We start from the raw sequence: 11,834 nt of genomic DNA, 5'->3' as shown, positions 1-11,834 counted from the left end.
TGTCCAAAAACGGGCTTTACCACGCGCGAAGCACGTATAAATACACTGGAAAATGGTCGCTAAACCCTGGTTCGTTATTGCTATTCCTCAAGGGATACCCTTGGTACACCCCCTCTGACTGAACGATAAATGGCTTTTGAAAGATATTTGCTTTCCAATATTTCCAAGTCGTATACTCCTCTTGTAAAAAAGCTTGTGTCAAGATGATCTGATCAAAAATATCCCAAGCATCGCGATAGGCTAAGGTGCCATACCCAGCTTTGGCCAACTTCTCCATGGGATTAAACAACCCCATAGGCGGTACTTTGGTCGCTTCTCCTTCCGTTTGTAGGATTTTCTTTACACTCGCATCCATTGGTCCATCATTGAGATCCCCCATGGTGATAATCTTCGCCTGTGTGTGAATCGCTTGTATGGAATCAATAATCCTTTTGTTCAGTGCCGCAGCGGCTTCTCGATTTGGACTACTTCGCTTTTGACCTCCCACGCGCGAAGGCCAATGATTGACGATAAAATGCATGGCTTCTCCATCTAGTAAGCCCGAAACCAATAACTGATCCCGGGTATATATGCGCTTGCGGTGAGTAGGTCTTTTTTGATCGTATAAATACAGCGCATGTTGAGAGGCATGCTCAAGAATAAAATGATCTTTGGCGTACAACAAAGCCACATCAATTCCTCGTTTATCAGGAGAATCAAAGTGTACAATTCCATAATTTCCCTTGCGCAAAGCTGGATGCAAGACCAAATCTTCCAACACAGCGCGATTTTCTACCTCAGCAAGTCCTATAATAACTGGCATATTCGGGTTCTCTTCCCTTCCTATTTCAGCCAAAACACGAGCGATATTGGCAATTTTTTGCTCATACTTCTCTTTTGTCCAACCTCTTGCCCCAGTTGGAGTCCATTCCTCATCATATATTTTGGGATCGCGCAGGGTATCAAACAAGTTTTCACAATTGTAAAAGGCAATTGTGCGAATTTGATATTGTTTTTGCTGGGCAACACTTGTTGTTCCGCTTAGTAATCCCAAGACAAAAATTGTTGTTTTCAAATAAAAATATATAATATCGTTCATTTTACTAATTATTTATCATCGTTTAACGTTAAAATTAAATAATTATTTAATTAAAATTTAACTTTATAGTAAATAATTCAAAAACGAACCCCTAAAATTCTCCCCTTGCCTATGAAAGCATGTTTACTCGCCCTATTAGTTGGGTTGCCAATTCACCTCACTTTGGCTCAACACGAGCAGCAAATCAGCGGAACAGTCTTAGACGCCAAAACGCGGATGCCCCTGCAAACAACAGTTGTCCGATTAATTGGAACGCCCCTTTCTACCTTAACGAATCCCGACGGCGCTTTTGTTTTAACCCCGCCCTCCCCAGGAAATTGGGAGTTGGAACTCTCCTTGGCAAACTATACGACCAAGCGAATAAGCACGGTGGTAGACGCAGGGGAACAGCTTAATTTGGGGCATCTTTTCTTAGAAGAAGATTGGGAATCCACAGAAAAGCTAGGATTAATATTCCTTGAAGACACAGACCTCGACGACGATGCTACCACAGTAGAAAATTCCGCTCGTTTATTACAAGCCACCAAAGACCCCTTTCAACAAGCGGCAGCCTTTACTTGGGGATCGAGCTTCTATCGCCTGCGTGGATTAGACAGCTCCTATGGCAATGTTCTAATCAATGGACTTGTTATGAACAAGATACATCATGGACGTGCGCAATGGAACAACTGGGGCGGCCTAAATGACGCCACGAGAAATGCGGTCTTTTCTTCTGGCTCCTCTCCAACTTCAGCAAGCTTTGGCGGTCTTTTAGGTACACAGTCCATCGTTACATCGGCTGCACAATTTCGAAAAGGCCTGCGATTCGGCTTCGCAAGTACAACGACCTCTTATCGTTGGAAACCCTTTTTTAGCTATGCCTCTGGTCTCACTCGCCGCGGTTGGGCATTCTCCCTATCAGGATCTTATCGCGGCGCAAAAGAAGGGTATTGGCCGGGAAGCAATTATGCCGCTTTGTCGCTTTTCATGGGTATAGAAAAAAAAATCACTGCCAAGCACAGCCTCTATTTTTCTGGTATATTCGCCAATAACAACCGCGCCAAAAACTCGTCCAATACCCTAGAGCAAACCGAATTAAAAGGCGTAGATTACAATGCGTATTGGGGTTGGCAAGGAAGCAAGAAAAGAAGCGCCCGCTATCAAGTGATACAAGAACCCCTATTGATGTTGACCCATACATGGAGCTTGAACGAACAGAGTAAATTGACGACAACTCTGGGCTATCAATGGGGATATCAAGCCCAAAGTCGATTGGATTACCAAGATAACCTCAACCCAGATCCTGTACATTACAAAAATCTTCCCAGCTTCTATCTCGCACAAATCGACTCAACCTATTGGAAGATGTCTGCTGAGGCGTTTGACGCACTTCCCGAATCAGATGACTTCAAACAAACGACCCTAGCTCATTTGCAACAAGCAACAGATGCGCGCTTGTTCTTTCTTCAACACGGACAGATCGACTGGGAAACAATCTACAGAAAGAACAGTCTTTTTGATGGGCAAAGTAAAATCATCTTGTTTGAGGATCGACAAGAAGATCAAACCCTTTCAGCTAACACTGCTTTTCAAACAGCACTCAACGATCACCTCACCGTGTATGCGGGAGTCAATTACCGCAATCTTCGCTCCACTAACTTTAAAAAAGCGGTGGATTTACTTGGTGGAACTTATTACCTTGACCTTGACTCCTACCAAGAAAAAGCACTACAAGACAGCGATCTGAATCATCCAAATCGATCGATATACACGGGAGACACTTATGGATATCACTATCGGCTCTTCGCTGATATCGTGGACGCTTTTATGCAATTTACCTTGCACTACAACCAGGTTGATCTCTATTTTGGACAACATGTCAGTTTTACTAGCTACCAGAGAGAAGGGTTATACCGCAATCCTAACTACCCCACAACATCCTATGGCCGCAGTGAGCGACTGCAATTTAATACCTTAGGTATCAAAGGAGGGATTACGTATTATCTCACGGGTAAGCATTTACTACAGCTGAACATGGTGTACAACAGTAGAGCACCGCTGCTTCAGCATGGATTCACCAATGTTAGAGTTAGCAATACCACCAACCCTCAGCTCAAGCCCGAAAACAACTTGGCCATAGAAGCGAGCTACCGATTGCGCACAAGGCGTCTTCAAACGCGCCTTTCTGGATATCTCACCGAGATCCGCAATGGTACCCAATTGAATTTTTACTATACCGAAGGCATGGACCTCACAGATGCTAAAGGCACTTTGGTTTCTGAGCGACTTAGCCCGGTTCATACGCGTTATCTCGGCATTGAATTTGGACTTGCCTATGCGCTGAGCTCCACCCTAAAAATGACTACAGCCGCAGGACTAGGACAATCGTTCTATATCAACAATCCACAGCTCCACATACAAGCTGCCAATACGGCAAACGCTCAAGAGGTCGATCAAGCCAACCTCAATCAATACAGGGTTGCTAATGGTCCGCAAACAGCTTTAGCCTTAGGACTATCATATCGGGCACCAGCATTCTGGTTCGTCGAAACAACCCTCAGCTATCTTGCGGATTCCTTCATACGGGTATCGCCTTTAAAGAGATCTTCCACTTACTTTAGGGATCCCCAAAAGATGGGTCGCCCCTATGAAGGTCTTACAACCTCCAATTTGTCTGCACTCTTACAGCAGGAAAAACTCCCTCCTTATGCCCTATTTTCTATTACCGGAGGAAAATCCTGGCGACTGTCCAATCGTGCTACCCTCGGCGTTTTATGCTCCGTGCAAAATGTGTTCAACACCTTATACCGCACAGGTGGTTTTGAACAATCGCGAAACGCTACTTATCCACAAGAAATGGCGCGAACAGCGGGTGATCTACCTGTGTTTGGCACCAAGTACTGGTATGGCTACGGTCGCAATTTCTTTATTCATCTGTATTACAACCTATAATCCTTTTAAAAAATGAAAAGCATACTCCCCAAAAGCATGAAGGTTAGCCTAGTAGCACTTGCGCTAGTCAGCTGCGCCCAAACAGATCATTTTGGCGCTCCATCCTTCGACTGTACAGACCCATCATGGAGTCCAAACACCACTATTGACAACGTATTTACCCTCGCCGATGAACGAATTCGCCTCTACCCTGCTGCTCCTACTGATGCACTTACAGGTATAGTCATCTCCAGCGACCAAGGTGGAAATTTCTACAATAAGCTCCATATCGTTGACGAGTATACACTACGTCCTATGACGATTAACCTTGAGCTCCCCGATTCATATGCAGAATTTCCTCCAGGGACAAAAATACTCGTCAAGCTAGACAACCTTTACATCACCAATAGTTTTGGAAAACTAGCCCTAGGTGGTGGAATTTACACCTCTTCAAAAGATAAAAAATACATTGGGAGTATCCCTAAAAACAGCCTAGGAAAACATTTGGAAAAATATTGCGATGCTTTGGTAGCTCCTGAGACATACACCCGTCGCCTCACCTTAGAAGACCTCAAGCAAAATACAGCACAGTACACCAATACACTCGTTACCCTAGAAAACGTACAATTCGACCCCCATATAGTAGGCAAAAAACTATATGACCCCAATGATGTTGATGCCCAAGGCTATACCTTGCGCAAACTCGTCGATAGTCAAGGAAATGTCTGTTACATCCGAACAGGGAAGATGAGTAAGGACTTTATTGACTATAGTATTCCCGCAAACAGTGGATCGATTACGGGAATTGTCGATGTTTTTAGCAAGCAAATTCAACTGTATCCCCGTTTATTGACTGATCTGTTATTGAACCAAGATCCCTTGACAGGAGACAGCTCTACCTCAGGAGAGGAGGAAGATAATGAAGGAAAAGACAGTGAGGAGGATAATAGCAATGAAACCATTCCTGTAGAACCAGGAGATCAATTAGTCTTTGCTGGCGCAGATTTTGAAGATTGGGACGCTTTTAAGTCAACCTTAACTCGAGCAGGACTCAAATTTGCTGTCCAAGTACCTCATGAAGGGTGGAACAATTCCACAGGATTAGCCTTTCGCGGTTCACCTACTAAAACAGACATGGCATTTGTTGTGCAAAACCAAACTGTTCCCACCACCGCAACCGCCATCTCTTTTCTGATGAAGGGACGAGCAAGTCGGCGATCACTTTCGATTCAAGTATACGATGCTATGGGGTATTTTGTCGCTTATAATTTAGGCGATGTCCAGCAGAGTAAATCCGTTTCTCCCTCCTCCCGCACCAATAAAGAAGGCAACGTCAATCAGTACAACGGTACTATCGATACCCATGACCAATGGATCATAATTACGCTTCCTCTTGCGGGTGTGGCTTACAATCAAACTGGCAGTGGTCCTTTCTTCGCCATTCGATTTGGCGGTAAAACGACGACAATACCTAGCGAATATGATCTAATCCTCGATGAGATTCGCTTTGAACTCCCGCAGTAAAATTGTCCAATTGTCCAATTGTTGCAATACCTCATAAAAAATGCCCCAAAAAGAGTCTAACTTTTTTGGGGCATGTCTATAGGCACTCTTTTTACTATTTTTGTTCGCGAATCAAATACAAATAAACGGGAAAGTGATCGCTAAATCCGGGTTCACTGTTGCTATTTCTCAGGGGATAGCCTTTGTATTGTCCTGTGGATTGGATAATAAAGGGCTTCTTAAATATCTTCGCTTTCCAGTACTTCCACGAATCATAGCCTTCTTGTAAATAAGGTTCAGTCAAAATCATCTGATCGAATATATCCCATGCGTCTCGGTAAGCCAATGTACCTAAACCGTCTTTCGCCATTTTTTCCATAGGATTGAAAAGTCCTTGGGGTTGCACAGATTTCTTGTCTCCTCCAGAGGCTTGTAAAACCTTTTTGATACTCCTATTGAACGGACCGTCGTTCATGTCCCCCATTGTAATCACTTTTGCTTGTGGATTAATCGCTTGGAGGGAATCGATGATTTTTACATTTAATGCCGCAGCAGCCTCTCGATTTGGACTACTCGCCTTTTCACCTCCCACTCGAGAAGGCCAGTGATTAACAATAAAATGGACTTCTTCTCCATCTAATAGTCCAGTAACCAGGAGCTGATCACGGGTATAAATACGCTTTTTTGAACCGTCACTTCCTTTGCGTAATTGATCGTAAATATACAACGTATGAGCTGATGTTGAAGTTGGCACAAAATGATGCTTACTGTATAAAAGTCCAACATCAATACCACGGCGATCGGGTGAATCATAATGTACAATACCGTAATCTCCAGGTAGCATCACTGCCGCATGCACTAAATCTTCCAAAACCGCTCTATTTTCTACCTCGGCTACACCGATGATCGTGGGCATCTTCGGATTTTCGTCTGTGCCAATTTGCGACATTACCCGAGTAAGGTTGTCAATTTTTTTTTCGTATTTCTTCTTTGTCCACGCTTGTGCTCCAGAAGGAGTCCATTCCTCATCATAAATGTTTGGATCGCGGATTGTATCAAATAAATTCTCCACATTATAGAATGCGATGGTGTGAATTTGAAACTTCTTTTCCTGTGCCTGAAGGTTTATACCGAGTCCTACTAAAAACAAGGTTAAAACTAGATTTTTGACCACTCTACTCATAAGTTAACGTAATTTATTAAAATACTTTATACAAAAATAGCAGTTTTTATCTTAAAAACGTAACTTTACTACTATAAAAGTATAGCACTTTTTAGATTAGCACTTTAATAATCAATTCACTTATGAGGAAACTTTTAATTGTTTTGCTTTGTGCCCTACCTACATTTACGTTTGCACAAGGCAGTCACGAAATTAGGGGAAAAGTACTCGATGCCAAATCTCGAACACCGATCAATGCGGTATCTGCGAGAGTTTCAGGCACGAATATTTCAACCCTGACAAACAGTGAAGGAATCTTTATCCTAGAAAACAAGCAAACGGGTAAGCTGTGGCTAGAATTATCCTATCCAGGATATGTCAATCAGCAGTTACCTATTGAGCCCAACGCCGATCAATTTTTTGATTTAGGTGAAGTTTTATTGGAGGAAGATATCATGGCTCAAGCTCAGATAGGCTTTATCACACTGACGGAAAATGATCTTAGCGATGACAATTCGGGTTCGGATACGTCTTCGGGATTATTACAAGCGACCAAAGACCCCTTCCAACAAGTTGCAGCATTCAACTGGGGGCAATCGTTCTTTAAAGTACGTGGCCTGAACAACGAATACGGCAAAACCTTGATCAATGGTATTGTAATGAATCGGGTGTTGGATGGTCGACCCCAATTTAGCAATTGGGGAGGGTTAAACGACGTAATGCGAAACCAAGAGTTCTCTTCTGGATCAACGCCTTCTGATTATACCTTTGGTAGCATTTTGGGAACACAGGCCATTTCTACCCGTGCCTCTCATATTCGCAAAGGCTCACGTGCAACGTTTTCTGGCTCGAATACCAACTATAATTGGCGTCCGACATTCACCCATGCTTCGGGACTAAACAAAAAAGGATGGGCTTATGCCATATCAGGATCGTATCGAGGAGCAAAAGAAGGGTATTGGGAAGGTAGCAATTATGATGCACTCTCCTTCTTTACAGCAATTGAAAAGAAATTCAACGAGGAACACAGTTTAAATTTCTCTGCTATTTACGCCAAAAATAAAAGAGGTAAAAACTCCCCCATCACTCAAGAACAAGCTGATATCAAAGGCTTTAAGTACAATTCGTATTGGGGATGGCAAGAAGGAGATAAACGAAATTCGCGTTATCGCGATATTGAACAGCCCATTTTCATGTTGACTCACTATTGGAACATAAACGAAAAAAGTAGCCTAACAACAACGGCCTCCTTTCAATTTGGTCACATTGCAGACAGCCGACTTGGCTATCAAAATAATCAAAATCCAGATCCTGCGCATTACAAAAGACTACCTAGCTATTACTTAACCCAGATCGACCCAAAATACTGGGACATGTCACAAGCAGAATTCAATGCGTTGCCCGACGACAACTCCTTTAAGTCCGAAACTCAATCTTACTTAGATTTAGCAGCGCAAAATAGGAATTCCTTTGCCAATGATGGACAAATCAACTGGAGCGATATCTATGCCATTAATGCTGCATTTGAAGGACAAAGTCAAATCGTGCAGTACGAAGATAGACAACAAGAAAAAATAGCGTCTTTAAACACATCATTTAAGACAAAATTAAACAACAATATCACCTTCGATGCTGGGGCAAATTACCGCAAGCTAAACTCCCAAAACTATCAAAAATTAACTGATCTATTGGGCGGCTGGTACTATCTCGATAAAGACACCTACCAAAAGCCAGAGCTACAGGACAAAGACGTAAATCATCCAGATCGAAAAGTAAAAGAAGGGGATCGCTTTGGTTACAACTATAAATTATATGCAGACGTTGTCGATGTATTTACCCAATTTGTTTTTGATTATGGTGCATTGAATTTTTACCTCGCTCAAAACATAGGCTATACCACTTACCAAAGGGAAGGATTATATAAAAATCCGGTGTACATCAACAATTCTTACGGAAAGAGTGGGCATACGGATTATACAACCTTTGGTTTCAAAGGAGGAGCAACCTATCAAATTACAGGTAAACACGCTTTGGATTTGAACATTTCTTACCACAATCAGGCGCCCTCAATCAAAAATACCTTTGCTAATGTCAGGGTGAACAACAACCTTGTGCCCGCCAACAAAAAAGAAGATATTTTTAGTGTAGATGGGAGCTATATTTTGAGAACACCTCGTTTAAAAGCTAGAGCTACAGGATACTTTTCTGAAATTAGAAACGGTACAGAAATTAATTTCTACTTTGCCAACGGTTCGGGTATAAAGGATGCAGAAGGCAATCTTGAAAATTCAGGTAATAACTTTGTTTCTGAAATACTTACAGGTATAGATAAGCGCCAATTAGGCTTTGAATTAGGGGCAGAATACCAAATTACGTCAACCCTTAAGGCAACGGCTGCGGCTGCATTGGGACAAGCGTTTTACATCAGCAATCCCAATGTACATTTAACAACCGACAATCAAACGAATATGTTTGACTATGGCAAAGCTGCCCTAAAAAAGTACAAGCTATCTAATGGTCCTCAAACGGCACTTTCACTAGGTCTAGAATACAGGGATCCCAAATTTTGGTTTGTTGGTGCAAACCTAAACTATATGGCCGATGCTTATACGGATATTTCTGCCCTGCGTAGAACCCGTAATTTCGTCATCAATCCAAGTACACCTGGCCAACCTTTTACTGACTTAACGGATGAGAAGCTACACCAAATCTTAAAACAAGAAAAACTAGCCGACTTTACTATCGTCAATATCACAGGAGGAAAATCTTGGCGATTGCCCAATAGAACCATTGTGGGATTCTTTGCCTCGATTAACAATGTGTTTAACAAAGAATATAAAACAGGAGGATTTGAACAAGCTAGAAATGCTAATTATGCCGAAGAAGTCAAAAACAATAAAGGTCCATACAACCTATTTGGAAACAAGTACTTCTATGGTTATGGTCGTAACTTCTTTGTAAATGTTTACTACAACTTCTAATTTCTGTACCTATGAAAACAATTTTTAAATCTATACTTTTTATTGCACTATCGACACTCTTCTTTGGGAGTTGTGCAAAGAACGACGATTTTTCGGTTCCCTCATTACACTGTGAAGAACCAAAGGTTGTCATCAATAAAACTATTGACGAACTATATCCTCTGGCAGAACAAACGGTAAAACCCTACAGTGGCGATCCAAAGGATATCCTAGAAGGTGTAGTAGTATCAAGCGACAAAGGTGGAAACTTTCACAACAAGCTACACATCCTAGATAAAAACACAAAGCAACCATTGGTGCTAAATATTGATAATAGTGCCTCATTTGTTCAATATCCTCCTGGTACGATTATCTATGTTCGCTTAGGGGGGTTGTACTTCAACAACAGCTATGGCCTAGTCAACCTAGGTGGGGGAACGAATGGAAAGTACACCACATCGATTCCCAAAGGATCCATCGATAAATTTATAGGTAAGTTCTGTAAACCTGTGAAAGACTTTACCCCCTACAATCCGACAATCACGCTGGAGGAATTACTTTCGAAAAAAGACTTCTACAAAGGAAAATTAGTAACGATTAAAGACGTGCAATTCAACCGTGCTATTGTGGGCAAAAAGCTATACGACAAATCGGATGTCGACAGTCAAGGGCAAACCTTGAGAGAAATGGTTGACAAAGACAATCGCAGTTTTTTTGTGCGTACAAGTCAATATTCACGAGATTTTGTGGCCTATGAGATTCCAAAACACAGCGGCTCCATAACAGGAATTGTTGATGTATTTAGCAATAACGTACAATTTTATCCCCGTGTATTAGAGGACATAAACCTAAAAGAAGAGCCATTTGGTGATGGAGAAGTCAACCCTGAACCAGAAGACATCACATTAGGTAAATTCTTAGCTTTTCCAGGAGCTGATTTTGAAGATTGGGATGCCTTCTTAGGAGTAATTTTCAAAAATCAATTGAGTGATGCAACTGCCCAAAAAGCGCCTAATAAAGGATGGGAAAATTCAACTGGATTAGCTGTAGAAGGACAACGCGATAAAAATGGATACTTGTTCTCCGTAGAAAAAGTAAAAATGCCAACCGACGCAACCAAACTATCGTTTTTAGTAAAAGGAACATCGGCAAAATCCCTATCGATTAATATTCACAAAGCAAATGGGACAAATTACTATGCGTACAATCTAGAAAATGTAACAGCGAGTAAAGTAATACAACCGAATATGGATGAGAGTTCATTTCAAGGGGTTCCATCAGGCAATACGACTAATATATACACAGGTACGATTGATACAGGTGGAAAATGGGTGAAAATAACCCTTGATTTAAGCGCTTTAAACGGAGATTATCACCAAACTGGCACAGGAACCTTCATCAGCTTCAGAAATGGAAATGACGCCAACTATGACCTAGTTATCGACGAGATTCGCTTTGAGGACGGAACCCCGGTAGAAGATAATGGAGAAGGTCCTGTAGATCCAGAGCCAGGGGAACCTTTCGTTATAGCAGATTTTAACGATTGGCAAGCCTTTACAAGCACGCTAAATAACTTTGGACTAAAACCCTATGCTACACATGCTCCAGGTCAAGGTAGAGACGGTAAAGACGCCCTTAAACTATCGGGTACCACAACAGCAAACGATTATGTATTTACCATAACAGGTCAACAAGTTCCAGAAGGAAAGTCAAGATTGATCGTATGGATAAAGGGAACCTCAAACAACAAGTCTCTATCCTTCAACGTCAACAAAGCAGGTGGTGGTTTCGATCCCTTCAATGCAGGCACCGTAGCAACACAAGACCTAGAATTGGCAAAATTTACAACCAACCAATACAACGGATCAATAGATACGGGAGGCAATTGGGTCAAACTCACCCTTAATCTATCCGAAACAACCTACAATGCTACAGGAGCTGGAGATGTATTCTCCCTTAAAACAGGAAGTAATTCAACCTATGAATTAGTAATAGACAGCATTTACTTTGAGTAAATAGTAAATAGTGAATGGTGAATGGTGAATGGTGAATCCTGAATCGTGAATCGTGAATGGTGAATCGTGAATGGTGAATGGTGAATCCTGAATCGTGAATCGTGAATCGTGAATGGTGAATGGTGAATGGTGAATCGTGAATGGTGAATCGTGAATGGTGAATGGTGAATCCTGAATCGTGAATCGTGAATCGTGAATGGTGAATG

7 protein-coding genes are annotated in these 11,834 nt (G+C 41.9%); 4 read left to right on the top strand and 3 right to left on the bottom strand.

Annotated features, from left to right (window positions below; translation table 11 throughout):
• Positions 1-16 precede the first annotated feature (16 nt).
• Entirely contained in the window at positions 17-1,078 is a 1,062-nt protein-coding gene (locus HX062_RS00195; RefSeq protein WP_182625942.1) for an endonuclease/exonuclease/phosphatase family protein, read from the bottom strand.
• A gap of 111 nt (positions 1,079-1,189) precedes the next feature.
• On the opposite strand from HX062_RS00195, the gene HX062_RS00190 reads away from it, so the two are divergent.
• Both HX062_RS00190 and HX062_RS00185 read left to right on the top strand, forming a co-directional pair.
• Complete coding sequence (locus HX062_RS00190; RefSeq protein WP_182625943.1) at positions 1,190-4,009, top strand: carboxypeptidase regulatory-like domain-containing protein; 2,820 nt, start codon at positions 1,190-1,192, stop codon at positions 4,007-4,009.
• Positions 4,010-4,021: 12 nt separating this feature from the next.
• Positions 4,022-5,512, top strand: coding sequence for a DUF5689 domain-containing protein (locus HX062_RS00185; protein ID WP_286465766.1), 1,491 nt, complete (start codon positions 4,022-4,024; stop codon positions 5,510-5,512).
• Between the two features lie 94 nt (positions 5,513-5,606).
• Here the strand turns inward: HX062_RS00185 and HX062_RS00180 are convergent, their stop codons facing one another.
• Positions 5,607-6,674, bottom strand: a complete 1,068-nt coding sequence (locus HX062_RS00180; RefSeq protein WP_182625945.1) for an endonuclease/exonuclease/phosphatase family protein — start codon at positions 6,672-6,674, stop codon at positions 5,607-5,609.
• 122 nt (positions 6,675-6,796) lie between these two features.
• Here HX062_RS00180 and HX062_RS00175 point away from each other — a divergent pair, with 122 nt between their 5' ends.
• Positions 6,797-9,634 (top strand): carboxypeptidase-like regulatory domain-containing protein, encoded by a 2,838-nt coding sequence (locus HX062_RS00175; RefSeq protein ID WP_182625946.1) that lies wholly within the window; start codon positions 6,797-6,799, stop codon positions 9,632-9,634.
• Positions 9,635-9,645: 11 nt separating this feature from the next.
• The gene (locus HX062_RS00170) at positions 9,646-11,628 is read left to right on the top strand and encodes a DUF5689 domain-containing protein (RefSeq protein ID WP_182625947.1); all 1,983 of its coding nucleotides are present in this window, start codon (positions 9,646-9,648) and stop codon (positions 11,626-11,628) included.
• On the opposite strand, the gene HX062_RS00165 is transcribed toward HX062_RS00170, so the two are convergent.
• The coding region (locus tag HX062_RS00165) for a hypothetical protein (RefSeq protein ID WP_286465764.1) at positions 11,599-11,834 on the bottom strand (236 nt) is incomplete at its 5' end. The genes HX062_RS00170 and HX062_RS00165 overlap by 30 nt on opposite strands.

The sequence above is a fragment of the Myroides sp. DF42-4-2 genome (assembly GCF_030326445.1).
In the GTDB taxonomy this organism is placed as follows: domain Bacteria; phylum Bacteroidota; class Bacteroidia; order Flavobacteriales; family Flavobacteriaceae; genus Flavobacterium.
The sequence above is the reverse complement of the archived record's forward strand: the minus strand, read 5'-3'. Positions and strand labels throughout refer to the sequence as shown.

Bases quoted from the DNA above. Each gene is read 5' to 3' on its own strand.
- HX062_RS00195 (WP_182625942.1), bottom strand. From the start codon at position 1,078: ATGAACGATATTATATATTTTTATTTGAAAACAACAATTTTTGTCTTG.
- HX062_RS00190 (WP_182625943.1), top strand. From the start codon at position 1,190: ATGAAAGCATGTTTACTCGCCCTATTAGTTGGGTTGCCAATTCACCTC.
- HX062_RS00185 (WP_286465766.1), top strand. From the start codon at position 4,022: ATGAAAAGCATACTCCCCAAAAGCATGAAGGTTAGCCTAGTAGCACTT.
- HX062_RS00180 (WP_182625945.1), bottom strand. From the start codon at position 6,674: ATGAGTAGAGTGGTCAAAAATCTAGTTTTAACCTTGTTTTTAGTAGGA.
- HX062_RS00175 (WP_182625946.1), top strand. From the start codon at position 6,797: ATGAGGAAACTTTTAATTGTTTTGCTTTGTGCCCTACCTACATTTACG.
- HX062_RS00170 (WP_182625947.1), top strand. From the start codon at position 9,646: ATGAAAACAATTTTTAAATCTATACTTTTTATTGCACTATCGACACTC.